The sequence below is a fragment of the Pseudomonas huaxiensis genome, from assembly GCF_003231275.1.
Taxonomy (GTDB): Bacteria; Pseudomonadota; Gammaproteobacteria; order Pseudomonadales; family Pseudomonadaceae; genus Aquipseudomonas; species Aquipseudomonas huaxiensis.
The window spans coordinates 221,810-247,477 of sequence record NZ_QKVL01000007.1 but is presented as its reverse complement, the minus strand read 5'-3'; the positions used below and the strand labels follow the sequence as shown (position 1 = coordinate 247,477).

At 63.2% G+C, this 25,668-nt stretch carries 23 protein-coding genes; 11 read left to right on the top strand and 12 right to left on the bottom strand.

Going from position 1 to position 25,668, the window contains the following annotated elements:
* Positions 1 to 3: 3 nt before the first annotated feature.
* Positions 4 to 405, bottom strand: coding sequence for a GFA family protein (locus DM374_RS11640; RefSeq protein ID WP_110969938.1), 402 nt, complete (start codon positions 403 to 405; stop codon positions 4 to 6).
* 387 nt (positions 406 to 792) lie between these two features.
* Here DM374_RS11640 and DM374_RS11635 point away from each other — a divergent pair, with 387 nt between their 5' ends.
* The 9 genes from DM374_RS11635 (at position 793) to DM374_RS11595 (ending at position 10,912) form a co-directional block, all read left to right on the top strand.
* On the top strand, positions 793 to 2,100 hold the full coding sequence (locus DM374_RS11635) for a CitMHS family transporter (protein ID WP_095159023.1): 1,308 nt from the start codon (positions 793 to 795) through the stop codon (positions 2,098 to 2,100).
* 70 nt (positions 2,101 to 2,170) lie between these two features.
* Positions 2,171 to 2,947, top strand: a complete 777-nt coding sequence (locus tag DM374_RS11630) for a TerC family protein (RefSeq protein ID WP_110969937.1) — start codon at positions 2,171 to 2,173, stop codon at positions 2,945 to 2,947.
* A gap of 228 nt (positions 2,948 to 3,175) precedes the next feature.
* Positions 3,176 to 4,834, top strand: coding sequence for a Na/Pi cotransporter family protein (locus DM374_RS11625; protein WP_110969936.1), 1,659 nt, complete (start codon positions 3,176 to 3,178; stop codon positions 4,832 to 4,834).
* Between the two features lie 37 nt (positions 4,835 to 4,871).
* Positions 4,872 to 6,251: a M16 family metallopeptidase gene (locus DM374_RS11620; protein WP_110969935.1), complete on the top strand. Its 1,380-nt coding sequence runs from the start codon at positions 4,872 to 4,874 to the stop codon at positions 6,249 to 6,251.
* 94 nt (positions 6,252 to 6,345) lie between these two features.
* A complete protein-coding gene (locus DM374_RS11615) occupies positions 6,346 to 7,368 on the top strand; it encodes a DUF5924 family protein (RefSeq protein ID WP_110969934.1) in 1,023 nt (340 codons plus the stop codon).
* Between the two features lie 50 nt (positions 7,369 to 7,418).
* Positions 7,419 to 8,561 (top strand): ABC transporter permease, encoded by a 1,143-nt coding sequence (locus DM374_RS11610; protein ID WP_110969933.1) that lies wholly within the window; start codon positions 7,419 to 7,421, stop codon positions 8,559 to 8,561.
* On the top strand, positions 8,558 to 9,355 hold the full coding sequence (locus DM374_RS11605) for an ABC transporter ATP-binding protein (RefSeq protein WP_110969932.1): 798 nt from the start codon (positions 8,558 to 8,560) through the stop codon (positions 9,353 to 9,355). Before DM374_RS11610 ends, DM374_RS11605 begins: the two co-directional genes overlap by 4 nt.
* 1 nt (position 9,356) lies before the next feature.
* Positions 9,357 to 10,295: an MlaD family protein gene (locus tag DM374_RS11600; protein WP_110969931.1), complete on the top strand. Its 939-nt coding sequence runs from the start codon at positions 9,357 to 9,359 to the stop codon at positions 10,293 to 10,295.
* On the top strand, positions 10,292 to 10,912 hold the full coding sequence (locus DM374_RS11595) for an ABC-type transport auxiliary lipoprotein family protein (RefSeq protein WP_110969930.1): 621 nt from the start codon (positions 10,292 to 10,294) through the stop codon (positions 10,910 to 10,912). The genes DM374_RS11600 and DM374_RS11595 overlap by 4 nt, the downstream gene beginning before the upstream one ends.
* Here the strand turns inward: DM374_RS11595 and DM374_RS11590 are convergent.
* The 5 genes from DM374_RS11590 to DM374_RS11570 all read right to left on the bottom strand — a co-directional run bounded on the left by DM374_RS11590 (position 10,894) and on the right by DM374_RS11570 (position 15,328).
* Positions 10,894 to 12,123 carry a nucleoside recognition domain-containing protein gene (locus DM374_RS11590; protein ID WP_110969929.1) on the bottom strand — a complete coding sequence of 410 codons (1,230 nt, stop codon included), beginning with the start codon at positions 12,121 to 12,123 and terminating at the stop codon, positions 10,894 to 10,896. The genes DM374_RS11595 and DM374_RS11590 overlap by 19 nt on opposite strands.
* Before the next feature lie 186 nt (positions 12,124 to 12,309).
* Positions 12,310 to 13,641, bottom strand: coding sequence for a glutamate/aspartate:proton symporter GltP (gene gltP, locus DM374_RS11585; protein WP_110969928.1), 1,332 nt, complete (start codon positions 13,639 to 13,641; stop codon positions 12,310 to 12,312).
* A gap of 729 nt (positions 13,642 to 14,370) precedes the next feature.
* A complete protein-coding gene (locus tag DM374_RS11580; RefSeq protein WP_110969927.1) occupies positions 14,371 to 14,841 on the bottom strand; it encodes an inhibitor of vertebrate lysozyme family protein in 471 nt (156 codons plus the stop codon).
* A gap of 4 nt (positions 14,842 to 14,845) precedes the next feature.
* Positions 14,846 to 15,010: a DUF1328 domain-containing protein gene (locus DM374_RS11575; RefSeq protein ID WP_042127667.1), complete on the bottom strand. Its 165-nt coding sequence runs from the start codon at positions 15,008 to 15,010 to the stop codon at positions 14,846 to 14,848.
* A gap of 45 nt (positions 15,011 to 15,055) precedes the next feature.
* Complete coding sequence (locus tag DM374_RS11570) at positions 15,056 to 15,328, bottom strand: hypothetical protein (protein WP_110969926.1); 273 nt, start codon at positions 15,326 to 15,328, stop codon at positions 15,056 to 15,058.
* Positions 15,329 to 15,650: 322 nt separating this feature from the next.
* On the opposite strand from DM374_RS11570, the gene algB reads away from it, so the two are divergent.
* Complete coding sequence (gene algB, locus DM374_RS11565; protein ID WP_095159036.1) at positions 15,651 to 16,997, top strand: sigma-54-dependent response regulator transcription factor AlgB; 1,347 nt, start codon at positions 15,651 to 15,653, stop codon at positions 16,995 to 16,997.
* The gene (locus tag DM374_RS11560) at positions 16,994 to 18,781 is read left to right on the top strand and encodes an ATP-binding protein (RefSeq protein WP_110969925.1); all 1,788 of its coding nucleotides are present in this window, start codon (positions 16,994 to 16,996) and stop codon (positions 18,779 to 18,781) included. The genes algB and DM374_RS11560 overlap by 4 nt, the downstream gene beginning before the upstream one ends.
* A gap of 6 nt (positions 18,782 to 18,787) precedes the next feature.
* Here DM374_RS11560 and DM374_RS11555 read toward each other — a convergent pair whose 3' ends face one another.
* From DM374_RS11555 to DM374_RS11530, 6 genes are all read right to left on the bottom strand, one after another.
* The gene (locus DM374_RS11555; protein WP_110969924.1) at positions 18,788 to 20,410 is read right to left on the bottom strand and encodes an EAL domain-containing protein; all 1,623 of its coding nucleotides are present in this window, start codon (positions 20,408 to 20,410) and stop codon (positions 18,788 to 18,790) included.
* 85 nt (positions 20,411 to 20,495) lie between these two features.
* Complete coding sequence (locus tag DM374_RS11550) at positions 20,496 to 21,281, bottom strand: N-acetylmuramoyl-L-alanine amidase (protein WP_110969923.1); 786 nt, start codon at positions 21,279 to 21,281, stop codon at positions 20,496 to 20,498.
* 64 nt (positions 21,282 to 21,345) lie between these two features.
* Positions 21,346 to 23,346 (bottom strand): GGDEF domain-containing protein, encoded by a 2,001-nt coding sequence (locus tag DM374_RS11545; protein WP_110969922.1) that lies wholly within the window; start codon positions 23,344 to 23,346, stop codon positions 21,346 to 21,348.
* 22 nt (positions 23,347 to 23,368) lie between these two features.
* Positions 23,369 to 24,223 carry an endonuclease/exonuclease/phosphatase family protein gene (locus DM374_RS11540; RefSeq protein WP_110969921.1) on the bottom strand — a complete coding sequence of 285 codons (855 nt, stop codon included), beginning with the start codon at positions 24,221 to 24,223 and terminating at the stop codon, positions 23,369 to 23,371.
* A 12-nt stretch (positions 24,224 to 24,235) separates the two neighbouring features.
* Positions 24,236 to 24,868, bottom strand: coding sequence for a thiol:disulfide interchange protein DsbA (gene dsbA / locus DM374_RS11535; protein WP_110969920.1), 633 nt, complete (start codon positions 24,866 to 24,868; stop codon positions 24,236 to 24,238).
* Positions 24,869 to 25,039: 171 nt separating this feature from the next.
* Entirely contained in the window at positions 25,040 to 25,657 is a 618-nt protein-coding gene (locus DM374_RS11530) for a c-type cytochrome (RefSeq protein WP_110969919.1), read from the bottom strand.
* Between the last annotated feature and the right edge of the window lie 11 nt (positions 25,658 to 25,668).

Sequence of the window (25,668 nt, the reverse complement as noted above, 5' to 3'; positions counted from 1 at the left end):
ACATCAGAGAGATTCGTGGCTCTCGCTAGGCAATTGCTCGTCCAGATGCAGCCAGGGCAAACGGCTCTCGGTCCAGATATGCCGGTTTGGCGGCGCGGATTCCGGATCATCCAGCGTGGTCACGGTGATATCGATGGTTTCCGGGCTCAGGTCGGTGGTCAAAGCTACATGCGCGCCACAGCGGCTGCAGAAATAACGCACGCAACTGGCGGACGAATCGTAGCGCTGCGGAGTTCCGGCCAACCACTGGAAGCCACCGCAGGGCACGGTGACCCAAGTGACCAGCAAACCGCCGGTGACCCGTCGGCAGATCGAGCAATGGCAGTGGGCGACATCCGTGAGCGGGCCTTCGGCCCGGTAGCGAAGGGCGCCGCAGTGGCAGCCGCCCTCGTGGAATTGAGTCATTTTTTTCAGTACTCCTTGGTACGAATTCAGCCGCTGTTTTTGGGGCCTCATCGCGAGCGAGCTCGCTCCTACAGGGTAATCATTGTCTTGTAGGCGCGAGCTTGCTCGCGAAGGCACTCCCGAAAAATACCTCTCGTCACCTTTCAACCCTCGAAAGCTGGCTGAAAGCTTAGCCCCTTAGCATCACCTCACCACCGGCATAGCGACCGGCGCGCCAGGGCATCCGATTTACCGAGCCCGGCCCAATCAACAAGAACAATGGTGATTCTGATGTCCTTCCGTAACTTCCTGCGCCCTGATTTCCCTCCGCTACTCCAGACACAGCGCCTCGCCCGCTGATCCGTCCGTCACGTCCCTGTCCCGACGCACTACGCCTGGAGTACCCCTATGCTGACCTTCCTCGGCTTCGCCATGGTCATCACCTTCATGTACCTGATCATGACCAAGCGCCTGTCGGCCTTGATCGCACTGATCCTGGTACCGATCCTGTTCGCCCTGTTCGGCGGTTTTTCCAGCAAGATCGGCCCGATGATGCTGGAAGGCATCAGCAAGCTCGCCCCAACCGGCGTGATGCTGATGTTTGCCATTCTCTATTTCGCCCTGATGATCGACTCCGGCCTGTTCGACCCGGCCGTGCGCAAGATCCTCAAGCTGGTCAAAGGCGATCCGCTGAAAGTCTCGGTCGGCACCGCGGTGCTGGCCCTGGTCGTCTCGCTCGACGGTGACGGTGCCACCACCTACATGATCTGTTGCGCAGCGATGTTGCCGCTGTACAGCCGCCTGGGCATGAGCCCGCGGATCATGGCCGGCCTGATCATCCTCGCCGGCGGGGTGATGAACATGACCCCGTGGGGCGGCCCGACCGCCCGCGCCGCCAGCGCGCTGCACGTGGACCCTTCGGACATCTTCGTGCCGATGATCCCGGCCATGCTTGCCGGTGTCGTGGCGATCCTGGCCATCGCCTACATGTACGGCAAGCGCGAGCGTGCCCGTCTCGGCGAACTGCACCTGCCGGGCGATGAGATCGACCACAGCGAAATCACCGTCTCCCAGTACCCAGACGCCCGCCGCCCGAAACTGCTGTGGTTCAACGGCGCCCTGACCGCCGCGCTGATGGTCGCGCTGATCGCCGGCCTACTGCCGCTGCCGGTGCTGTTCATGATCGCCTTCAGTATTGCGATGATCGTCAACTATCCGTGCCTGCAACAGCAGAAAGACCGCATCGCCGCCCACGCCGGCAGCGTATTGGCGGTAACCGGGCTGATCTTCGCCGCCGGTATCTTCACCGGCATCCTGTCCGGCACCGGCATGGTCGAAGCCATGTCCAAGAGCTTGCTGGCCGTGATCCCGGACGCGCTGGGCCCGTACCTGGCGGTGATCACCGCGATCGTGAGCATGCCGTTCACCTTCTTCATGTCCAACGACGCCTTCTACTACGGCGTACTGCCAGTACTCTCGGAAGCCGCCAGCCACTACGGTATTTCGCCAGTGGAAATGGCCCGCGCCTCAATCGTCGGACAGCCGGTTCACCTGCTCAGCCCGCTGGTGCCATCGACCTACCTGCTGGTCGCCCTGGCCGGCATCGAGTTCGGCGACCACCAGCGCTTTACCCTGAAGTGGGCAGTGCTAGTCTGCCTATGCATAATGCTCGCCGCGCTGCTCATGGGAATTTTCCCGCTGTTCAGTAGCCTCTAGTAAACAGATCCACCCAACCCGTTTGCGCGCCTGATCCGGCGCGCAACGTCATACGCCTGAAGGAACAAACATGGAATGGCTGACCAACCCGGAAATCTGGGTTGCCCTTTTCACCCTGACCGCACTTGAGATCGTGCTCGGGATCGACAACATCATCATGATCTCGATCCTGGTCAGCCGCATGCCCAAGCACATGCAGCAGCGCACCCGGATCTTCGGCCTCGCCCTGGCGATGGTCACCCGCATCATGTTGCTGCTGTCGATCACCTGGGTCATGCGCCTCACCGCCGACCTGTTCGAAGTCTTCGGCCAGGGCATTTCCGGTCGTGACCTGATCCTGTTCTTCGGCGGCCTGTTCTTGCTGTGGAAAAGCTCCCAGGAGATCTACCACGGCCTCGAGGGCGAAGAGGAAAGCGCCGACGAGACTGCGACGAGCACCGGCGGCAAGTTCCTGTACACCATCATCCAGATCGCCATCATCGACATCGTGTTCTCCCTGGACTCGGTGATCACCGCAGTTGGCATGGTGTCCCACGTGCCGGTCATGGTCGCCGCAATCATCATCGCCGTACTGGTGATGATGCTCTGCGCCAAGACCATCAGCGATTTCATCGACAAGCACCCGTCGCTGAAAATGCTCGCGCTGTCGTTCCTGATGGTGGTCGGTACCGTGCTGATCGCCGAAGCCTTCGACGTGCATGTACCGAAGGGCTACGTCTACTTTGCCATGGCCTTCTCGCTGGCCGTGGAAGCCGTCAATATCCGCATGCGCACGGCGATGGCGAAGAAACGCAAAGAAGCACAGAGCGAACCGGTGAAACTTCGCAAGGACATCCCGGGTCAGTAATACTGGCCAGTTGCTGAATCAAGGCCCCTTGTAGGGGCCTTTTTTCATTGTGGCGGCAACAGCGGCGGTTTCTCGGCTTTATCTGCCAGAACCCGCCAACCCTGCTGGCGCCAAGGCCTCTGGCGAACTAAAGCTTAAGTGAGCACTGGAAAAAACCGCCGTTGCCAACGGCCAGGCTCCGCGCACATTCATTGGCCCCACTGGGGCAGACACACAGGGGGCCCATTCATGCTGACCCTGCTCAATCTATTGTCAGCCGTCGCCCTGCTGATCTGGGGCACACACATCGTCCGTACCGGCATCCTGCGGGTCTATGGTTCAAACCTGCGCCGGGTGATCAGCCAGAACATGTCGCGCCGGCCACTGGCATTCATCGCCGGTATTCTGGTCACCGCCATGGTGCAGAGCAGCAACGCCACGGCGATGCTGGTGACCTCGTTCGTCGGTCAGGGCCTGATGGCGCTGACCCCGGCCCTGGCGATCATGCTCGGCGCCGACGTCGGTACTGCGCTGATGGCGCGGGTGCTGACGCTCGACCTGTCATGGCTGTCGCCGCTGCTGATCTTCCTCGGGGTGATCTTCTTCCTGTCACGCAAGCAGACCCGCGCCGGTCAGCTCGGGCGCGTGGGCATCGGCCTGGGGCTGATCATCCTGGCGCTGCAACTGATCGTCGAGGCGGCGACGCCCATCACCACCGCGCAAGGGGTGAAAGTCCTGTTCGCCTCGCTGACCGGCGACATCCTCCTCGATGCCCTGATTGGCGCGATGTTCGCCCTGATTTCCTACTCCAGCCTCGCCGCCGTGCTGCTGACCGCAACCCTCGCCGGTGCCGGCGTGATCGGTCTGCCAGTGGCCATCGGCCTGGTTATCGGCGCCAACATCGGCAGCGGCCTGCTGGCCTTCCTCAGCACCAGCATGCGTAACACAGCCGGGCGCCAGGTGGCGCTGGGCAGCCTGCTGTACAAGCTGATCGGCCTGCTGGTAACCATTCCGCTGCTGACCCCGCTGGTCACCTGGATGGACAGCCTGAACTTCAGCCCATCGGAACTGGTGATCGGTTTTCACCTGCTCTACAACAGCCTGCGCTGCGTAACCCTGCTGCCCACGGTCAAGCTCATGGCCAAAGCCTGCAACTGGCTGCTGCCCGAACGCCCGGAAACCAACGGCCACACCACACCGCGCCACCTCGACCCGACCGCCCTGGCCACACCGAGCCTGGCCCTGGCCAATGCCGTGCGCGAAACCCTGCGCCTGGGCGATCTGGTGGACACCATGCTCGAAGCCATGAACAGCGTGCTGCGCGGCACCCAGACCGCGGTGACTCAGGAAATCCGCGTCCTGCATGACGATGTCGAGTCGCTGTACAACGCCATCAAGCTGTACCTGGCGCAGATGCCGCGGGAAGACCTCGGCGAGCAGGACAGCCAGCGCTGGGCTGAGATTATCGAGCTTGCGATCAACCTGAAGATGGCCAGCGACCTGATCGAACGCATGCTGCGCAAGATCCAGCAGCAGAAGACCTCGCAGCGCCGCGAGTTCTCCGAAGTGGGCCTGGAAGAATTGACCGGCTTGCAGGGCCAGTTGCTGGCCAACCTGCGCCTGGGGCTGTCGGTGTTCCTCAGTGCCGACCCGGAGAGCGCCCGCCAGTTGCTGCGGGAAAAACGCCGCTTCCGCGCCCAGGAGCGGCGCCTGGCCCACGCCCATGTCAGCCGCCTGCAACGCAAGGTGGTGCAGAGTATCGAGACCAGCTCGCTGCACCTGGAACTGATCGCCGACATGAAACGACTGAACTCATTGTTCTGCAGCAGTGCCTATGTGGTACTGGGTGGACACGACACCGGCGGCTTGCTGATCGACGCCGTGCCGGACGAGATCCACTCGCCGTGACCCTTTACTGCGTCGACCCTCTGCAAGGAAGCCCCGCATGCGTTGCCTGATGTTCGTTTGCCTGTTGCTGGGCGCCATGCCCGGCTTTGCCCTGGACCGCACGCAAGTCGAGGGCTACCTGCTGCCCAACGGCCTGCAGGTGCTGCTCAAACCGGGCTACGAACGGGACCATGTGTCGATCCGCCTGGTGGTCGGCATCGGTTTCGATGACTTTCCCTGCGACCGGCAAGAACTGCCGCACCTGCTCGAACACCTGCTGTTCAGCGGCATCGACGACAGCGGCGAAGGCGGCCTGGAACAACGCATTCAGGCCCTTGGCGGGGAATGGAACGCCTACACCAGCAGCGCCGACACCACCTTCGTCATCGAAGCGCCGGCCCGTAACCAGCGCAAAGTGCTCGACCTGCTGCTGGCCTTGCTGCAGCAGACCCAGTTCGATGACGACGCGCTGGCGCAGTCCAAGCGCATCATCGAACGCGAAGACGGCGGCCACTACTCCCACCTGCAACGCTGGCTCGACCACCAGGCCATCGGTCACCGCGCCAGCGACCAATTGGCGGTGGAGCTTGGTCTGAAATGCGCCGAGCGCTCCGATCTGGACGACATGACCCTGGAACAAGTCGACGAGATTCGCCAGCGCTGGTACGCGGCCAACAACATGACCTTGATCATCGTCGGCGGACTCGACCGTCTGCTGCCGGCTTATCTGGAGCGCTCCTGGGCTGAGCTCGAGCCCGTGGAGCCTGCCGAGCGGCGGGCGCTGGATGGCGTCAGCCGGCAGGCCGAGGAAAACCGCACGCTGGTGCGCGGCCTGCTGGGCAACGGCGCGCGGCTGAGCTGGTTGTTCCTGGAGCCGGTGCTGGACAACGAGCACGACCAGACCCTCGATCTGGTCCAGCGCTACCTGGACTGGGCGCTATACAGCGAACTGCGCCTCAAGCACGGCCTGTCCTATGGGCCGTGGAGCCAGCGGGAAACCTTTGGCGATAGCGGCATGCTCAGCTTGAATGCCGACCTGGAGCGCGATCAGATCGAAGAAGCGGAAGAGGTGATGCAGGACCTGATCAAGCGCCTGCGTGACGAGGGCCTCGACCCGTCTACCTTCGAACGGATCAAGGCGGCGGCGATCGACCGCGAATCCTGGACCACTCAGGGCAACAGCGCGTTGGCGGATTATTACTGGGGTGCGTTGAACACCTATGCCGATGGACGTTTCGTCGATCCGAAACAGCGTCTGCGCGAAGTGAGCCTGGAAGAGGCGAACCAGGCGATGCGGGAATTGTTCAAGACCACCGGGTATGTGCGGGTGGAGAGGCCACTGCTGGGGTATGACGAGCTGTTCTGGTGGGGTGTGCTGGGGTTGGTTGTGGTGGTCGGTGGTGGGTTTGCCTGGTATCGGCGCAGGCACGCTGGATAAGTGGGGACCCCATCGCGACGGTTCGGCGCCCCAAAGTCGACCGAAACCAAGGTATTCTTGTAACCGTTTTTTACTGCCCTCTGCGAATGCCCCCATGCCTATCTACATCCAGCGCCTCATCGAACTGATCAAGCGCTATCCCGGGGTCATCGCACTCGGTGGTTTCATTTCCGGTATCGGTAGCTTCATCCTGGTCGATCGCCAGGAAAGCCTGGCCAGTTGGGTCGCGATCCTGATGCTGGTGAGCTGGGTCTGGCTGATGCTGGAAAACAGTTTCACCCAGTTGTTCGCCCGCCTGTTCAAGCGCGAAATCCCGCAACCGCTGCTGCGCTATGCAACGCAGATGATCCACCAGGAAAGCCTGTTCTTCGTCCTGCCGTTCTTCTTCGTCACCACCACCTGGAACAGCGGCCAACTGATCTTCACCGGCCTGCTGGGCGCCGCCGGGCTGGTGTCGATCATCGATCCGCTCTACTACCGCTGGGTCGCACCCCGGCGCTGGCTGTTCCTCGCCCTGCACACCCTGACGCTGTTCGCCGCGATGCTCACGGCGCTGCCGATCATTCTCCACCTGACCACTGCGCAGAGCTTCAAGCTCGCGCTCGGCGTGTCGATGCTGTTGTCCTTCCCGAGCCTGGCCAGCAGCTTCCCGATCAACAATGCGCGCCGGGCGATCGCGTTGGTCCTGGTGACCCTGTCGATCGGCGGTGCCGGCTGGCTGCTGCGTTCCTGGGTGCCGCCGGCGACCTTGTGGATGACCGAGGTGGCGATCAGCAGCCAACTGCAGAACCGCACCCCCGGCGACAGCCTCAAGCAGGTCAGCGCCAGCCAGATCCGCAGCGCCGGGCTCTACGCCTACACCGCAATCAAGGCACCGCGCGGGCTGAACGAGCGCATCTACCATGTGTGGCAGTTCAACGGCAAAGAGGTCGACCGCATCGCCCTCGACATCAATGGCGGGCGCAAGGAAGGCTACCGCGCCTGGACCCACAAGCAGGTGTTCCCGGCCAATCCGGTGGGACGCTGGCAGGTCCGGGTGCTGACCGAAGACGGCCAGGTGATCGGCGTGCTGCGCTTCCGCGTGGTTGATGATGGTCAAGCGTCCGCCACACAGTGACGCTATGCTCTGGGGCGGCGCACCGAAGCGCCCATGGACCTCCGGAGCCTATGACCAGCATTCCCAGCCCCGCCAGCGCCATTCTCGACACCCAGCAAAGCCCGGCCCGCCTGCGGCTCAGTGGTGACTGGACGCTGGCCAACTACGCCAGCCTCAAGCAGAGCACTGCGGCCCTCAGCGGCCAGTACGACAGCAACACCCCCGTGGACCTGGACCAGCTCGGCAAGCTCGACACCGCCGGTGCCTCGCTGCTGGTGGAGTTGCTCGGACCCGAGCGCCTGGCGCAACTGGAAAGCGACAGCCCGCTGCCGCCCGCCAGCCGCCACCTGCTGCACAGCGTGCAGGCTTCATTGACCGAGTTCTGCATCCCGCCGCGCCATACCCAGCTTCCGGTAATGACCCAACTGATGGCGCGCATCGGCGCGGCGGTGGATACCCTCTGGCAGGACAGCCGCCAGTTGCTCGGCTTCATCGGCCTGATCATCACCACCCTGGCCCGACGCGCGCTGCAACCCAAGCGCTGGCGCATCACGTCGGTGGTCGCGCACATCGAGCAGACCGGCCTCGACGCCGCGCCCATCGTCGCCCTGCTGACGTTCCTGGTGGGCGCGGTGGTGGCCTTCCTCGGCGCCACCGTGCTGGCCAGCTTCGGCGCCAGTATCTTCACCGTCGACCTGGTCGCCTTCTCCTTTCTCCGCGAATTCGGCGTGCTGCTGACCGCCATCCTCATGGCCGGCCGCACCGCCAGCGCCTTCACCGCGCAGATCGGCTCGATGAAGGCCAACGAGGAGGTCGACGCGATCCGCACCCTCGGCCTGGACCCGGTGGAGCTGCTGGTGATCCCGCGCGTGCTGGCGCTGCTGATTTCCCTGCCGCTGCTGACGTTCCTGGCGATGCTCTGCGGCATCGTTGGCGGTGGTGTGGTCTGCGCGCTGTCGCTGGACATCTCGCCGGCGATGTTCCTTTCGCTGCTGGAAGACGACATCGGTGTGCAGCACTTCCTGGTGGGGATGGCCAAGGCGCCGTTCTTCGCCTTCCTGATCGCCGCGATCGGTTGCCTGGAAGGCTTCAAGGTCAGCGGCAGCGCCGAATCGGTGGGCGCCCACACCACCTCGGCAGTGGTCCAGTCGATCTTCGTGGTGATCGTCCTCGATGCCGTGGCCGCGCTGTTCTTCATGGAGATGGGCTGGTGAGCCGGCCCGACGCCCGCGAGGCGGTGATCGAAGTCCGTGGCCTGTGCAACCGCTTCGGCAGCCAGAGCGTGCACGAGCAGCTCGACCTGGACCTGTACCGCGGCGAAATCCTCTCGGTGGTCGGTGGCTCCGGCAGCGGCAAGTCGGTGCTGCTGCGCAGCATCATCGGCTTGCGCCGGCCCAACGAAGGCACAGTGCGGGTGTTCGGCCAGGACTTGTCCAACGCCAACGCGAACGAGCGCTCGCTGATCGAACGGCGCTTCGGCGTGCTGTTCCAGAAGGGCGCGCTGTTCTCCTCGCTGACCATCACCGAGAACGTCGCTCTGCCACTGATCGAACACGCCGGCCTGAGCCGCGACGACGCCGAGCACCTGGCTGGGGTCAAGCTGGCCCTGGCCGGCCTGCCGCAATCGGCGGCGGACAAGTTTCCCGCCTCGCTGTCCGGCGGCATGATCAAGCGCGCCGCCCTGGCCCGCGCGCTGGCGCTGGACCCGGACATCCTGTTCCTCGACGAACCCACCGCCGGCCTCGACCCCATCGGCGCCGCGGCCTTCGACCAATTGATCCTGACCCTGCGCGATGCCCTCGGCCTGAGCGTGTTTCTTATCACCCACGACCTGGACACGCTCTACACCATCAGCGACCGGGTCGCGGTACTGGCACAGAAGAAAGTGCTGGTGGCCGCGCCCATCGACGAAGTGGCCCAGACTGACGAACCGTGGATCCACGAGTATTTCCATGGCCCGCGTGGCCGGGCGGCGTATCAGGCCGCCACAGCGCTGAAGGAGAAATGAAATGGAAACCCGCGCGCACCATGTGCTGATCGGTATGGTCACCGTCCTGGTAGTGGCCGGCGCCATGCTGTTCGGCCTGTGGCTGGCCAAATCCAGCGTCGACAGCACCTTCAAGGACTACGAGGTGGTGTTCAACGAGCCGGTCACCGGCCTGTCCAAGGGCAGCGCCGTGCAATACAGCGGGATCAAGGTAGGCGATGTGACCAGCCTGCACCTGGACCCCGCCGATCCGCGCCGCGTGCTGGCGCGTATTCGCCTGAACGCCGAAACCCCGGTGAAACAGGACACCCAGGCCAAGCTGACCCTGACCGGCGTCACCGGCACCTCGCTGATCCAGCTCAGCGGCGGCACCCCGGAAAGCCCGCCGCTGGTGGGCAAAGGCGGCAAACTGCCAGTGATCATCGCCTCGCCGTCGCCGATCGCCCGCCTGCTGACCAACAGCAGCGACCTGGTGACCAACATCAACATGCTGCTGCACAACGCCAACCGCCTGTTCTCCGAAGAAAACACCACGCGCCTGGGCTCGACCCTGGAACACCTGGAACAAACCACCGGCGCCATCGCCGCGCAGCGTGAGGACATCAGCCAGGCCATCCGCGAACTGGCGACCATCAGCAAGCAGGCCGGCGCCACGCTTGAGCAGACCAGCGAACTGATGCGTAACGCCAACAAGATGCTCGGCAGCCAGGGCCCGCAGATCGTCAACAGCGCCGACCAGGCAATGCGCTCGCTGGCGCAGAGCACCGCGACGCTCAATGCCCTGCTGGAAAGCAATCGCGACGCCATCGACAGCGGCGCCCAGGGCTTCCGCGAACTGTCGCCGGCAATTCGTGAACTGCGCGACACCCTCAACTCGCTCAAGGGGATTTCCCGCCGCCTTGAAGCCAACCCCAGCGGCTACCTGCTCGGCCGTGACCAAAACAAGGAGTTCGAGCCATGAGCCTCGCCAGTCGCCTGACCCTGGCCCTGCTGATCAGCCTGAGCAGCGCCTGCTCGATCCTGCCCAAGGCCGAGAACGCCGAGGTCTATCGTCTGCCCGCGGCAGTGGCTGCGTCGTCGACCAGCGTGCCGGTGAGTTGGTCGTTGCGGGTGAACAAGCCGCTGGCCAGCGATATCTTCAATGTCCCGCGCATCGCCGTGGTCCCGCAGGGCAACCAGATCAGCAGCTACAAGGGCGCACGCTGGACTGATCCGGCGCCGACCCTGCTGCGCAATCGCATTCTCGATGCTTTCCAGCGCGATGGCCGGGTGCCGCGCTTGAGCGCCGACGACAGCAACCTGCAAGCCGACTACGAGCTGGTTGGCGAGCTACAGGCATTCCAGAGTGAATACACCGCCCAGGGGATCAGCGTGGTGATCCGCCTGGATGCGCGGCTGGTGGAGGGGCGCACCCAGCGCATCCTCGCCAGCCGCCATTTCGAAGTCCGCCAGCCACAGGCCGACAAGGAAGTGCCCGCAGTGGTCAGTGGCCTGGGCCAGGTCTCCGACCAGTTGATGGCGCAGTTGCTCGACTGGACCGTGGCCCAGGGCAATCGCTATCAGGCGAAGAACCAGTAACAGACCGCAATGGCCGACAGCACGCCGGCCAGTTCAGCCAACAGCGCACAGCCCACCGCGTGGCGGGTGCGCTGGATACCGACGGCGCCGAAGTACACCGCCAGCACATAGAAGGTGGTTTCGGTGCTGCCTTGCACCGTCGCCGCAACCAGCGCCGGGAAGCTGTCCACGCCGTGGGTCTGCATGGTCTCGATGAGCATGGCCCGCGCCGCGCTGCCGGAGAACGGTTTGACCAGTGCGGTGGGCAGGGCATCGACGAAGCGGGTGTCCCAGCCCAGCCATTCGACCGTGTGACGAATGCCGTCCAGACCAAACTCCAGCGCCCCGGAAGCGCGCAACACGCCGACCGCGCACAGCATCGCCACCAGGTACGGCAGCAGGTTCTTGGCCACGTCGAAGCCTTCCTTCGCCCCTTCGACGAAGGTTTCGTACACCTTCACCTTCTTCAACGCGCCGATCAGCAGGAACAGCATGATCAGACCGAACAGGGTCAGGTTGCCGAGGATCGACGACAGGTTGGCCAGCGCGGTGGCGGACAGCCCGGCCAGAAGTGTCATGAACGCGCCCAGCAGCAATGCGCCGGGTACCAGATAAGCGAGCACCACCGGGTCCCACAGGCGCAGGCGCTGCATCACCGCCACCGAGAGCAGCCCAACCAGGGTCGAGCCAGTGGTGGCGATGAGGATCGGCAGGAACACCAGGGTCGGGTCCATCGCGCCTTGCTGGGCGCGGTACATGAAGATGGTCACCGGCAACAGGGTCAGCGACGAGGCGTTGAGCACCAGAAACAGGATCTGCGCGTTACTGGCGGTGGTCGGGCTGGGGTTCAGCTCCTGCAGGGCACGCATGGCCTTGAGGCCGATGGGCGTGGCGGCGTTGTCCAGGCCCAGGCCGTTGGCGGCGAAGTTCAGCGTGATCAGACCCAGCGCCGGATGGCCGGGCGGGACTTCCGGCATCAACCGGCGGAACAGCGGACCGAGCACCTTGGCCAGCCACTCGACGATCCCGGCCTGCTCGGCGATCTTCAGAAAGCCCAGCCAGAGGGTCAGGGTGCCGAACAGCAGGACCATGACCTCGACCGAGAGTTTGGCCATGGCGAAGATGCTCTCGACCATCGCCGCGAAGACCCCGGCGTTGCCGCCCACCAGCCATTGCACCAGGGCCGAAATGGCCGCCACCACGAAAAAACCAAGCCAAAGGCCGTTGAGCATCCGTTAACTCCCCCAAAGATGGGCTGAATGATAGCGGCCGGCAGAACCAGTGTCCTCTGTTGCGACCCCTTCAAGGCCCTATCGCTTCTGTAGGAGCGAGCTCGCTCGCGATAAGGCCCCCGAGAAACTCACAGAAAACAAAAAGCCCCGACGAATCGGGGCTTTCTCATTCAGCAGGACAACGACTCAGGATTTGACGGCCTTGCCAGCCACCGCCACGTCCTTGCTGCGCCAATGCGGCAGCGAATCCCAGTACTTCTTGCCCTTGGCATCGTCGTACATGCCTTCCCAACGCGCGATGACCAGAACCGCCAGGGCGTTGCCGATCACGTTCAGGGCGGTACGCGCCATGTCCATGATGCGGTCGACACCGGCGATGAACGCCAGGCCTTCCAGCGGAATGCCAACGCTGCCCAAGGTGGCCAGCAGGACCACGAAGGAAACGCCCGGCACGCCAGCGATACCCTTGGAGGTGACCATCAGGGTCAGGACCAGCAGCAATTGCTGGCTGATGGACAGGTCGATGCCGTAGAGCTGGGCGATGAAGATCGCCGCGATGCTCTGATACAGGGTCGAGCCATCAAGGTTGAACGAGTAACCGGTCGGCACCACGAAGCTGCAGATGGCCTTCGGCGCACCGTAGGCTTCCATCTTCTCGATCACCCGCGGCAGCACGGTTTCGGAGCTCGCGGTGGAGTAGGCCAGGACCAGTTCGTCCTTGAAGATGCGCATCAGCTTGATGATGGAGAAGCCGAACAGGCGCGCCACCAGGCCCAGCACCATGAAGGCGAAGAAGGCGATGGCGAAGTACACCAGCAGTACCAGCTTGGCCAGCGGCAGCAGCGAGGCAAAGCCGAAGTTGGCAACGGTCACGGCGATCAGGGCGAATACACCGATCGGGGCGTAGTTCATGATCATGTGAGTGACCTTGAACATGGCTTCGGAAACGCCCTGGAAGGTTTTTACCAGCGGGTCGCGGATTTCCGCATTGAGGCTGGACAGACCCAGGCCGAACAGCACCGAGAAGAAGATGATCGGCAGCATTTCACCGCGCATCAGCGCCGCGAAGATGTTCGACGGAATCAGGTTGAGGATGGTCTCGATGAACGCGTGTTCATGCTGCACCTCGGCCGCAGTGGCCTGGTACTTGGAGATGTCGACGGTGCCCAGGGTGCTCATGTCGATCCCGGCGCCCGGGTGGAACAGGTTGGCCAGAACCAGGCCGACCACGATGGCGATGGTGGTCACCACCTCGAAGTAGATGATGGTCTTGAGGCCGATACTGCCAAGTTTTTTCGCATCGCCAACCCCGGCGATACCCACGATCAGCGACGAGATCACGATCGGGATGACGATCATCTTGATCAGGCGAATGAAGATGTCACCAGCCGGCTGCAGTACGTTGCTGATCCACCATGCCTTTTCTGCACTGAAATGGTTCAGCAGTGCTCCGATGGCGATACCCAGTACCAGACCGATGAGGATCTGCCAGGCGAGGCTCAGTTTTGCCTTCTTCATGTCATTACCTTTTTGTTCAAGTGGACACGGGCATTGCGCTGTAACCGGCGTTCCAGAGCTATTTAAAGCGTTCTGGAAGACTTCTTCGGCAACAGTCAAAGGCACCGCAGAAGGTCATCGCGAGCGAGCGGTAATGAGCGCTGGCTGGCGAAAAAAGGCGCAACTATTCAGGCGTGGAGGGGGCTAGTCTAATGCCGGAAACGAGTACCCCATGCCGGATCGGCATGAGATTTTTGCAAAAAAACGGGTGTCAGGAGGGGTTGCGAAGCGCGTGTTCGGGATTCCGAATACGATCAATCCGCCATATTTCGGCAGATTCGGAGGGTAATTCACTGGCAGCCACGGCACGTGTTCGACAATCCGAATGGGTATAAAACCCATCATTGCATGTAGGAAAAAGCCGAAATTATTTTTGCCAGACAGACGAGTGGGTGGCGGATTTGCCATCTAACGGAAAGAAAAGGGCTGCCGGAATGTATACGGCCGGGAGAGTCCGTCGAAGGCATCCCTATTTCCAGAACACCCTGACAGACCACTCCCGGCGTTGCTTCCTGACCCGGCCCTCGACGGAGGCACTCCTTGTACCCCTAGGCCCCTCCGATCCTGTAGCAATCAGAGCAGCCCGGCCCCTTGGTCATGCGCCGACTCTCCTCGAGTGGGCGCAACATAGAAGCTTGAACGGTGGAAAGGTTCAGCTTCTGTCTTTGTACCGAGGCACCCGGCGGCGCTTCAGTACCAGTTCGGATCACGCTTGAGTTGTTCCTTGAGCATGGCCTGCATGCCCGGATCGGGGTCGCCCAGCCAGCGATAATCGGCGTGGCGGGTCGGTGACTTGTCACTCGGCAGCCCCTCCGGCACTTCGACCAGCATTCCGTAGGCTTTTTCCTTATCCCAACGGAAGGCCACGATCAGGCGCTTGTTCAGGCATTTGCCTTCGCTTTCACACAACGGCCCGACCAGGTACTTGTCGCCGTCTTCCTCGACTGCTGACATCTGCTGCTCGGAAACACCGCTGAGATTGAGCACCCACTCGGGCAACCGCTCCTCTTTCTTGACCATGTCTTGCCAGGTTTCCCGATACTCGGGGTCCGAGCCGAGGATGTCGGTCGCCCGGACCTGGCCGTCATTGGCCGCCATTGCCGCCGTGCAGCCGCCCAGTAACAGGGCGGCGGCCAGGGCGTTGCGTATCACGCCTTTCATTGGTTCAGCCTCGACCGCGACGTCCGAAGAAGAAGGAAGCCACGAACAGCACCAGGAAGATAATGAAGAGGATCTTCGCGATACCGGTAGCGGCGCCGGCGATACCACCGAAGCCCAGGACGGCGGCGACAATGGCGATGATCAGGAAGGTAATGGCCCAACTCAACATGGTGATTCTCCTTCTGTTTAGGAAAGGGTCCTTGGCCGTTCGCCGTCAGAACACCCAGCGTTCTTGCGGAACATGGGCGGCGGCGGTGGCAGCTGGCAGCGCTTTGGAGCGCATCAGCGGAGCGGTTTGCAGGGGTACGGCGCGGCTTTCATGCAGGCGCACGACCTGGGCAGCGAGTTGGCTGTCGACCTGCTTGACCTGCCAGGCGTTATAGAGCTGGCCGGCAATCAGTGTCATCAGCAGCGCCAGCGAGAGAAACAACAGCTGGCGCAGATGTAAGGGGGATATAAGCACCAAGGCGGCGGGTGTGCGGTTCATGCCGGGCTCCTCTTGCTGCATCTTGTTATGACCTGGAAGGGTCATTGCAGCGTGCATGCCAGCCCACATCTAATAATATTTTCCTTATAAATCAGATACTTACAAACAGACTGAATAGCATCAGGAAAGCATCCTGCACGATGCGCCCTCGCGGCGTCGTGCGTTTTGCATGGTCAGAGACTATTTTTCGTGAGAATTTTCTGAAATTTAGGTCGGCAAGGAGAGAGCTAGCATGCAAAGAAAGGAATGAATCAGAATCGACCATGCAACTTGCCCGATTTTTCCGACACTAACCAAGATAATTCCTAGGAGCGCATGGAAAATGGAGTCAGCCCCGGACCCTCAAGGCCGCATTCTGCTGGTGGACGACGAGTCCGCCATTTTGCGTACCTTCCGCTATTGCCTGGAGGACGAGGGCTATACCGTCGCCACCGCCAACAGCGCGGCGCAGGCCGAAACCCTGCTGCAGCGACAGGTGTTCGACCTGTGCTTCCTCGACCTGCGCCTGGGCGAGGACAACGGCCTCGACGTCCTCGCGCAGATGCGCATCCAGGCCCCCTGGATGCGCGTGGTGATCGTCACTGCCCATTCGGCGGTGGATACCGCCGTGGACGCCATCCAGGCCGGCGCCGCCGATTATCTGGTCAAGCCCTGCAGTCCCGATCAGCTGCGCCTGGCCACCGCCAAGCAACTGGAAGTGCGTCAGCTTTCGGCCCGTCTTGAAGCCCTCGAAGGCGAGATCCGCAAACCCAAGGACGGCCTCGACTCCCACAGCCCGGCCATGATGGTGGTACTGGAGACTGCCCGGCAGGTGGCGACCACCGATGCCAACATTCTTATCCTCGGCGAGTCCGGCACCGGCAAGGGCGAACTGGCGCGGGCCATCCACGGCTGGAGCAAGCGGGCGCGCAAGGCCTGCGTCACCATCAACTGCCCGTCCCTGACTGCCGAACTGATGGAAAGCGAACTGTTCGGCCATAGCCGCGGCGCCTTCACCGGCGCCAGCGAAAGCACCCTGGGCCGGGTTAACCAGGCCGATGGCGGCACGCTGTTTCTCGATGAGATCGGCGACTTCCCCCTGGCCCTGCAGCCCAAACTGCTGCGCTTCATCCAGGACAAGGAATACGAGCGGGTCGGCGACCCGGTAACCCGTCGCGCCGATGTGCGCATCCTCGCCGCGACCAACCTCAACCTTGAAGACATGGTCCGCGAAGGCCGCTTCCGCGAAGACCTGCTCTATCGCCTCAACGTCATCACCCTGCACCTGCCGCCGTTGCGCGAGCGTAGCGAGGACGTGCTGACCCTGGCCGATCGTTTCCTCGCCCGCTTCGTCAAGGAATACTCGCGACCGGCGCGGGCCTTCAGCGAGGAAGCGCGAGCCGCGCTGCTCAATTACCGCTGGCCGGGCAACATTCGCGAGCTGCGCAACGTGATTGAGCGGGCGAGCATCATCTGCCCACAGGAAAAGGTTGAAATCGTTCACCTCGGCATGGCCGAACAACCGGCCAGCAACGCACCGCGCATCGGTGCCGCGCTCAGCCTGGACGAGCTGGAGCGCGCACATATCGGCGCGGTACTGGCCACCAGCGACACCCTCGATCAAGCCGCCAAGACCCTGGGGATCGACGCTTCGACGCTGTACCGCAAGCGCAAGCAGTACAACTTATGAAATGGACGATGAAGCTGCGGACACGGCTGTTTCTCAGCATTTCGGCGCTGATCACCGTGTCCCTGCTCGGTCTGCTGCTGAGTCTGGTCAGCGTTCAGCAGATGGCCAGCTCGCAGGAAGCGATGATCCGCAACAACACCTACGTCCTCGACATGGGTTTGAAGATGCGGCAGAACCTCAGCGCACAACTGACGCAGATTCTCGACGAAAACGGCGATGCGGCGGCGCTGAGCCAGCTGCAGGGCGAATTCCAGCAGTTGCTTGATGAGGGCCTGGGTCACGAACAGAAGGCCGATGGCTTCGATGACTTCACCCGGGCCAACAATGAGTTCCAGCATTTCCTCCGCGAACTGCGGGCCACCTCGGCCCCGGCGCGCAACCTGAGCGTCGATCAACCGCTGGGCCAGGCCTTCAGCGCCTTGCGCAGCAGCCTGATCGAATCCCACAAACAGGCCGTCGAGCAGATTCGCGGGGCGGAAAAAATCTCGCGGGAAAAAGCCGTACTGATGTCTGGTGTGCTGGGCTTCGTTGGCCTCGCCGTGCTCGGGCTCGGCTTTCTCACCGCGCACGGCATCGCCCGTCGCTTCGGCCAGCCGATCGAGGCGCTGGCTACCGCCGCCGATCAGGTCGGACGCGGTGACTTCGAGGTGACCCTGCCGGTGACCTCGGCGCTGGAAATCAACCAGCTAGCACGGCGCTTCGGCCTGATGGCCGAGGCGCTGCGCCAGCATCAGGCAACCAACGTCGATGAATTGCTCGCCGGCCAGCAGCGCTTGCAAGCCGTGCTCGACAGCATCGACGACGGTCTGCTGATCATCGACCGCCAAGGCCGCCTGGAGCACCTCAACCCCGTAGCCCAGCGCCAACTGGGCTGGGACGACTCCCGCACCGGCAGCCGCCTTGGCGAGGCCATGCAGCGCCCGGAGCTGGACCAGCAACTGCATCTGGTGCTGCGCGGCGGCAACCTGGAGCGCGTACCGGAAGACCTGCACCTGGAGATCGACAAGGAAAACCGCGTGCTGACCTACAGCCTGACGCCGGTCTGCCGCGCGGACGGGCAGATCCTCGGTGCGGTGATGGTGCTTCACGATGTGACGGAGCAGCGCGCATTCGAGCGGGTCCGCAGCGAGTTCGTGCTGCGCGCCTCCCACGAGCTGCGCACACCGGTAACCGGCATGCACATGGCGTTCGGCCTGCTGCGCGAGCGGGTCAAGTTTCCGGAGCAGTCCCGCGAGAGCGACCTGTTCGACACCATTGGCGAAGAAATGCAGCGCCTGACCCAACTGATCAACGACCTGCTGAATTTCTCCCGCTACCAGAGCGGCCAGCAGAAGCTGGAGCGCAGCCTCTGTCCCCTCGATGAGTTGCTGGAACGGGCGCGGGCGCGTTACGCCAGTGCGGCGGAGGCCAGACAGATCGACCTGCAACTGGAGCTAGGCAACCCGCTGCCGCGGATCCAGGCCGACATTGCCCAGCTCGACCGGGTGCTGGACAACCTGCTGGATAACGCCATTCGCCACACCCCGTCAGGCGGGCGCATCCGCCTGCAGGCACGACGGCATGGCGAGCGGGTGATCGTCAGCGTTGAAGATAACGGCGAGGGTATTGCCTACAGCCAGCAAGGCAGGATCTTCGAGCCCTTCGTCCAGGTCGGACGCAAGAAAGGCGGCGCCGGCCTCGGCCTGGCGCTGTGCAAGGAGATCGTTCAGTTGCATGGCGGGCGCATGGGGGTCTACTCGCGGCCGGAGCAGGGCACCCAGTTCTACATGGCGCTGCCGGTCTGAGGCGTTTCAGGCTTCGTCATCGATGCGCCGTGGCCCCAGGCGACGCCCGCGGGTGATCAGCTCGACGAACTGGCGCGCGCTCAGCGGATGGGCGAACAGCCAGCCCTGGCCATAATTCACGCCCTCGCTGTTGAGCAGCAGCGCCTGGTCTTCGTATTCGATGCCCTCGGCAATCACGCGCAGTTGCAGGGCGTGAGCCATACGAATGATGTGCGGAGCGACGCCACTGCTGGCGGCGTCATGGCCCAGGGCGTCGACGAACGCCTTGTCGATCTTCAGGCAATCCACCGGCAGGGTCTGCAAATAGGCGAGGCTGCAATAGCCGGTGCCAAAATCGTCGATCAGCACTTGATGGCCCACCGCCCGTAGCGCCTGGAGGTTGTCCCGGGCCACCACCACGTCGATCAGCCCACGCTCGGTCACCTCGAATGCAATCTGGCTCGCCGCCACATGGTGCATGGCCAGCAGTCGCGCCGCCACCCGGCCGATGCGCGGCACCATCACGTCGCATGCGGCAAGGTTGACCGAGATGTACAACTTCGGATTGGCGCGCAGGAGCTGGGCCAACTGGTCGAACACCCGTTGCAGGACGAAGTCGGTGATCTGGCGAATCTGGCCGGTGTTCTCGGCCAGCGGGATGAACAGGTCGGGGCTGGTCAGCGAGCCGTCCGGACGACGCCAGCGCACCAGCGCCTCGGCGCCCACGCAGTTGCGGCTGGTGAGCTCGAAGATCGGCTGGTAGAGCACCTGCAATTCACCCCGGCGCAATGCGCCTTGCAGTTCCGAACTCATGGAGCGGCTCTGCCGCACCAGTTGCAGCACCGCCCAGCCGATGCACCAGGCCAACAGCAGGCTGCCAGGGAACAGCAGCCAGAGCACACCGTTCATCTTCAAGGGCAGGCTGGCACGCGGGGCGATCAGCACCAGTTGGTAATCCGGCGACTTGGTCGGCATGCGATAAACCAGGCGGTCCGGTAGTTCCACCAGCGCCTCCTTGGACACCGGTGGCCAGACGTCGCCGGCCGGCGGCCATGGCTGCACCGGGCCCAGTACCGGCACCGCACGGGCGCCGCGGTCGAGCACCACCAGCAGGCTGCCGCCGGCGGGCAGGTCGACCACATCGGTGAGGTGACCGCGGGAGGTCGACACACGAAACGGCCCGCGCCCCAGCACCAGTGCTGCGCGATTGTCATCGGGTTCGGTGCTGGTGTTGAGCCAGTAGCTGTAGGTCGGGCCCTGGATATCGGGCGGCGGCAGGGATTCGAAGGTGCGATCGCCAAGGCGGTTGGAGCAGGTCTGCTGGCCGTCCACGTAGGCCGCCTCGAAGACAAAGCGATTATTGAAGGCCACCTGCTGCAAGGCCGCGAGCATGTTGCCGTCGCAACCGCGGGCCGGCTGCGCCTGGAGTTCATCGACGCCTTCGCGCAATTGCCCGAAGATCTGCTCCAGCCGATCGAGGAAGCGCTCGCCGCGGGCATTCATCTGCTCGCTTTCGTTGACCTGCAACTGGTGCATCGCCACGCCGAGGCTGGCCAGCAGCAACAGGATCGCACTCGCCGAGGCCGCAAGCGCGGCCAGAAGCCAGGGACGATAGAGCAGGCCGCGCAACATCAGGAGGGCAGATGACATCAAAAATATCCCGTCGAGTACCTAGAGGTATAGCAACAGGAGGACGACTCAGCGCGCCCGTTGGGCGGCGACGTTCAGGACCTCATCAGCGGGCGTTGTTGAGCACCTGCAGGATCGCCGCCGTCTGTGCATCAGGCTGGCCGTCGAAACGCTGCGCACGGAAGCGCATCTGGAAGGCCGCCAGCACATGGCGGGTAGCGACATCCAGCTCGCCGCTCTGCTCGATCGCATAGCCGAAGCGTGCCAGTTGCTGCTGGTACCAGGTCACGCTGGGCGGATTGACCGCGAAGCGCGCCTGCACCTGCGCCACCGCCCGCGCGTCGGGCCAGATGCCCAGACCGGCATCCGCCAGGCGTTTCCAGGGGAACAGCGGGCCGGGGTCGAGCTTGCGCAGCGGGGCGATATCACTGTGGCCGATGATGTGCTGCGGCTGAATGTTATTGCGCTGAACAATGTCCTTCAGCAGGACGATCAGCGACTGGACCTGAGCCTCGCTGTACGGGTGCCAGACGCGACCGGTTGGCGTGTCGGTGAAGCCCGGATTGACGATTTCGATACCGATGGACGTGGAATTGAGCCAGGTTCGGCCTTCCCACTGGCTGTCACCGGCATGCCAGGCGCGGCGGCTTTCATCCACCAGTTGATAGATGGTGGCGTCGCGATCATCACCGATCAGGTAATGGCTACTGACTTCACCATGGGTCAGCAGCGCCAACGAGCGTTCGAGGGAGGCGTTGGTGTAATGCAGCACGACGAACTGGATACGGCCGTCCTGGTTGGCCGAGACATGGCTGCGATCGATGCGCAGTTGCGGGCCGCTGCTGCAACCTGCCAGCACGGCCAGCAGGAGGAGGGAGAAAAACGCTTTCATGAAAAAGGGGCGACGCCTGGGAAGTCTGTAATGCAATAGCATAACGTACCTCACTGAAGGCCGCTCACCCCTGTTCGACGCGGTTGCGACCTTGGTGTTTGGCCCGGTAGAGCGCTTCGTCGGCCCGCTTGAGCACCACATCGCTGCGCTCACCGGAGCGGAATGCGGTGATGCCCACCGACAGGGTGATGGTGACCCGCTCGCCCTTGAAGTGGAACGGACAGGCTTCCACCGCCGCGCGCAGGCTCTCCGCCAACTGTAGACCACCGGCGATGCCGGTCTGCGGAACCAGCAGGACGAACTCCTCGCCACCAAAGCGGGCGATGAAGTCGCGGGTGCGCAGGCGCTTGCGCAGTTCGTTGGCGACGATCTTCAGCACCTTGTCGCCCGCCAGGTGGCCGTAGTTGTCGTTGATGCGCTTGAAATGATCGAGGTCGAGAATGGCCATCAGCAGGTGACCGCCTTTTTCCTGCCAGTCGGCGACTTCCAGGTCCAGCCGCTCGGACCACGCCGCGCGGTTCGGCAGGCCGGTCAGCGGATCGATCAAGGCTTTCTGCCGCTGCTCTTCGAGGTGTTCGCGGTAGCCTTGGGCTTCCTGCTCCATGTGCGCGACACGCTCGGCCAGGCCCTTGAGGCGGGTGGACATTTCCTGTTCGCGTTTGTCGCGCTCGTTCTGGTGCTCGTCCATGGTGCCGAGCAGCCCTTCCAGGCGGTTTTCCAGGATGTGCTTGAGGCTATCGACGTCCGCGGCACCCTGCACGCTGGTTTGCAGGCCGTCGACCTGTTCGCGCAGCTGGCTGTTCAGGTCGCGTTCGGCGGTCTGGTTGTCGGCATGCCCTTCGCTGGCTTCCTGCAGATGGCTCTGGAATGACTCCAGGCGCTCGTTGAGCTGTTGCAGGTACGCCTCGAATTCGTGCTGACCACTGTCGGTGATGGCCAGCATCAAGACGGCCAGATCGTCCAGCACCGGGAGCAGCTCGTACCAGTTCAGCCCGTGCTCCAGGCGATCGCGTACGGACTGCGCCTGCGGTCGATGACGCTCGGGCAGCGTCAGGTCGTCGAGCAGGCCGAGCAGGGTTTCTTCGATGTGCGTGGCGACTGAACTGTAGGTCGGCTCGGTGCCATCGGGGAGCGAATAGAAAAGCTCCTCAGGGGTAGGTTCCTGAGCAGGCTCTTCGGTCGTTTCCGGGGTCTCGCCCGTGGGACTTTCCGCTTCCGGGCTTTCGACGGGCTCGGCAGGTGCCTGCCGCTGATCCTCGGCCGGCGCTTCGGCGGCCGGAGTGACCTCGGCAGGTTCGGCGGCGGCGACAGGCTCGGCGGACGTCTCGATCTCAGCGGCTGGTGGCGGCGCTTCGACAGGTGCAGGTTGCGGCGCTGGTGTCGGGGCGTGGTGCTCCGTCACCTCAGCGGTAACCGGGAGCGGCCTCAGCTCATCGACATCCGCCAACGGCGCCTCTTCGATCTTCCGCGCTGGCGGGTGCGCGGCTTCGACAGCGCGCTCATCGGCGAGGGTCGGAGCGACATCCGGTTCGGCCTCGGCATCGCGGCCACCGAACAGGCGCTGCAACAAGCCCGGCTGCTTGTGCTCCTCAGGATTGTTCAGCAATTCCAGCGCCTGGCCTTGCAGCTTGCTCAGCTCACCGAGGAGCAACGGCACCTCGCGGGACTGGCTGGCGCGGGCTTCCACCTGCTTGGCGAATTTCTTCAGCGGACGGCGGACATCGCTGGGCAGCGACAGCGACTGCAACTGGTTGACCAGCGCGGTGAGCGCGCTGCTGACCTGGGAAACCCGGGTGGCGCGGCGCTGCTCGGAGTCGAGCACGGCCTTTTCCAGGCGCGGGATCAGGCCGGAGAGGGCGGCGTCCATGTTGTCGGTGCGGATAACGTCGCGCATTTCCTTCATGCACTCGTCCACCACACGGTCACTGCCTTCAGCCGCGAGGGTGCTGCGCACGAGGCCACGGCGAAGCAAGTCGAGACGGGCCTCCCAACGGCGCTCCAGCTTTTCCTGCTGCTCGATACTCTTGAGGTACTTCTCTTTCCAGCGCTGGGCTTCGTCGGTCATGCCTGGGTCCGCAAAGGGGGGACTAACGCAAAACCGGAAGCGTATCCACAGTCAGTGCATCAGGCAAACGAATCTCAACGGCCACCGGCAAATGATCGGAAATTGGCTGAGATAGCACTTCGACCCGTTCCAGGGTCAGGGTCGGACTGAGCAGGATATGGTCCAGGCAGCGCTGCGGGCGCCAACTGGGGAAGGTCGCCTCGACCTGCGGGGCAATCAGCCCGAGGTCACGCAGCGGCGAGTGTTGCAGCAGGTCAGTGGCGTGGGTGTTCATGTCGCCCATCAGCACCTGATGGCGATAACCACTGATCAGCTCACGGATATAGGCCAGTTGCCGCGCCCGGGTCTTGGAACCGAGAGCCAGGTGCATCATCACCACGACCAACGCATCTTCACCTTCGCCAAAGCGCACCAGGATCGCTCCGCGCCCAGCGGGGCCTGGCAACGGGTGATCTTCCAGCAACTGAGGCTTCAGCCGGCTGAGCACGCCATTGCTGTGCTGGGCGAAACGCCCGAGGTTGCGGTTGAGCTGCTGGTACCAGTAGGGAAACGCGCCGAGGTGGGCAAGGTGTTCGACCTGATTGACGTAGCCCGAGCGCAGGCTGCCACCATCGGCTTCCTGCAAGGCCACCAGGTCGAAGTCACTGAGCAGGTCGCCGATCTTCTGCAGGTTGCCGGCACGCCCGGTGTGCGGCAGCAGGTGTTGCCAGCCGCGGGTCAGGTAGTGCCGGTAGCGCTCGGTGCTGATGCCGACCTGGATGTTGAAGCTGAGCAGGCGCAGACGACCGTCTTCCGGGAGACTGTTCTCCACCAGATGCTTTTCATTGACCCGTGGATCACACAGGCCGGCAGTCCGCTCGCTTCTCCAACGTCTCATGGTGATCGCCGCTTACTTGGCGGCACGCTCCTTGGCGATCAGTTGATCGGCAACGTTCAGCACGCCTTCAGGACCGCCGGCAGTGCCCAGGTCGAAGCGGTATTTGCCGTTGACCACCAGGCTTGGAACGCCGGTGATTTCATACTTCTTCGCCAGTTCCTTGGCCTGGTTGATCTGGCCTTTGATCGCGAAGGAGTTGAAGGTGGCGAGGAACTTGTCCTTGTCGACACCCTGGGTCGCCAGGAAGTCGGCCATTTCGTCTGGCTTGGTCAGGCGCTTATGCTGGTTCTGGATGGCATCGAAGACGGCAGCATGAACCTTGTGTTCCACGCCCATCGCTTCGAGGGTCAGGAACATCTGGCCGTGGGCGTCCCAAGGGCCGCCGAACATGGCTGGAATGCGTTTGAAGTTGACGTCGGCCGGGAGTTTTTCAGCCCATGGATTGATGGTCGGCTCGAACGCGTAGCAGTGCGGGCAGCCATACCAGAACAACTCAACGACCTCGATCTTGCCAGGCGCGGACACCGGCACCGGGTTGCTCAGCTCGATATATTGCTTGCCCGCCTCGATTGGCTCGGCAGCCTGTGCAGTCATACCGAAAGCGCTGGCAGCCACCAACGCGGCGCTGAGAATCAGTTTACGCATGCTTTACTCCTGAGCAGTCATGGGTCGCCCTGAAACGACCTATCTTCTGACAGGCCAAGGCGGGTGCGAGTTCGTAAGTGTAACGGCAGTGGAACGAAAAAAGGGCGGCCGAAGCCGCCCTTTTCATGTTCGTGACGCACCATTAACCCAGCGTTAAGGTGCGTCCCCGGATCAGTGCAGACCCTGGATGTAGCTGGACAGCGCTTCGATGTCCTTGTTGCTCAGTTTGGCAGCGATCGAGCGCATGGCCATCGCGTCGCCGTCGTTGGTGCGCTCGCCTTCGCGGAACGCGGTCAGCTGCTTGGCCACGTAGCTGGCGTGCTGGCCGCCCAGGTGCGGGAAGCCGGCAGCGGCAATACCCGCGCCATTCGGCGAGTGGCAACCGGTGCAGGCCGGCAGGCCCTTGCTCAGGTCACCGCCGCGGAACAGCTCTTCGCCACGCTTGACCAGTTTCGGATCGGCGGCACCCACGCTGCCTTTCTGGCTGGAGAAGTAGGCGGCGATGTCGGCCAGGTCCTGATCGGAGAAGGCGGTGAGCATACCGGTCATTTCCAGAACGGTGCGCTTGCCTCCCTTGATGTCGTTGAGTTGCTTCAGCAGGTATTTGTCACCCTGGCCTGCGAGCTTCGGAAAGTTCGGTGCCAGGCTGTTGCCGTCCGGATTGTGACAAGCGCCACAAACAGCGGTTTTGCTCTGACCGGCAGCGGCATCGCCAACGATAGTGCCTGCGGCATTGGCGCCGCCTGTAACGCCCAGGGTCAACAGCAGACTCACGAGTAGTTTGTTCATCAGCTAATCCA

Excerpts from the sequence above, each read along its gene's own strand:
- DM374_RS11575 (WP_042127667.1), bottom strand. The coding sequence starts at position 15,010 with ATGTTGAGTTGGGCCATTACCTTCCTGATCATCGCCATTGTCGCCGCC.
- DM374_RS11610 (WP_110969933.1), top strand. The coding sequence starts at position 7,419 with ATGACCAGCATTCCCAGCCCCGCCAGCGCCATTCTCGACACCCAGCAA.
- DM374_RS11625 (WP_110969936.1), top strand. The coding sequence starts at position 3,176 with ATGCTGACCCTGCTCAATCTATTGTCAGCCGTCGCCCTGCTGATCTGG.
- DM374_RS11545 (WP_110969922.1), bottom strand. The coding sequence starts at position 23,346 with ATGACCGACGAAGCCCAGCGCTGGAAAGAGAAGTACCTCAAGAGTATC.
- DM374_RS11555 (WP_110969924.1), bottom strand. The coding sequence starts at position 20,410 with ATGTCATCTGCCCTCCTGATGTTGCGCGGCCTGCTCTATCGTCCCTGG.
- DM374_RS11530 (WP_110969919.1), bottom strand. The coding sequence starts at position 25,657 with ATGAACAAACTACTCGTGAGTCTGCTGTTGACCCTGGGCGTTACAGGC.
- DM374_RS11620 (WP_110969935.1), top strand. The coding sequence starts at position 4,872 with ATGCGTTGCCTGATGTTCGTTTGCCTGTTGCTGGGCGCCATGCCCGGC.
- DM374_RS11630 (WP_110969937.1), top strand. The coding sequence starts at position 2,171 with ATGGAATGGCTGACCAACCCGGAAATCTGGGTTGCCCTTTTCACCCTG.
- DM374_RS11550 (WP_110969923.1), bottom strand. The coding sequence starts at position 21,281 with ATGAAAGCGTTTTTCTCCCTCCTCCTGCTGGCCGTGCTGGCAGGTTGC.
- dsbA (WP_110969920.1), bottom strand. The coding sequence starts at position 24,868 with ATGCGTAAACTGATTCTCAGCGCCGCGTTGGTGGCTGCCAGCGCTTTC.
- DM374_RS11635 (WP_095159023.1), top strand. The coding sequence starts at position 793 with ATGCTGACCTTCCTCGGCTTCGCCATGGTCATCACCTTCATGTACCTG.
- DM374_RS11595 (WP_110969930.1), top strand. The coding sequence starts at position 10,292 with ATGAGCCTCGCCAGTCGCCTGACCCTGGCCCTGCTGATCAGCCTGAGC.
- DM374_RS11600 (WP_110969931.1), top strand. The coding sequence starts at position 9,357 with ATGGAAACCCGCGCGCACCATGTGCTGATCGGTATGGTCACCGTCCTG.
- DM374_RS11540 (WP_110969921.1), bottom strand. The coding sequence starts at position 24,223 with ATGAGACGTTGGAGAAGCGAGCGGACTGCCGGCCTGTGTGATCCACGG.
- DM374_RS11580 (WP_110969927.1), bottom strand. The coding sequence starts at position 14,841 with ATGAAAGGCGTGATACGCAACGCCCTGGCCGCCGCCCTGTTACTGGGC.
- gltP (WP_110969928.1), bottom strand. The coding sequence starts at position 13,641 with ATGAAGAAGGCAAAACTGAGCCTCGCCTGGCAGATCCTCATCGGTCTG.
- DM374_RS11560 (WP_110969925.1), top strand. The coding sequence starts at position 16,994 with ATGAAATGGACGATGAAGCTGCGGACACGGCTGTTTCTCAGCATTTCG.
- DM374_RS11590 (WP_110969929.1), bottom strand. The coding sequence starts at position 12,123 with ATGCTCAACGGCCTTTGGCTTGGTTTTTTCGTGGTGGCGGCCATTTCG.
- DM374_RS11640 (WP_110969938.1), bottom strand. The coding sequence starts at position 405 with ATGACTCAATTCCACGAGGGCGGCTGCCACTGCGGCGCCCTTCGCTAC.
- algB (WP_095159036.1), top strand. The coding sequence starts at position 15,651 with ATGGAGTCAGCCCCGGACCCTCAAGGCCGCATTCTGCTGGTGGACGAC.
- DM374_RS11615 (WP_110969934.1), top strand. The coding sequence starts at position 6,346 with ATGCCTATCTACATCCAGCGCCTCATCGAACTGATCAAGCGCTATCCC.
- DM374_RS11570 (WP_110969926.1), bottom strand. The coding sequence starts at position 15,328 with ATGAACCGCACACCCGCCGCCTTGGTGCTTATATCCCCCTTACATCTG.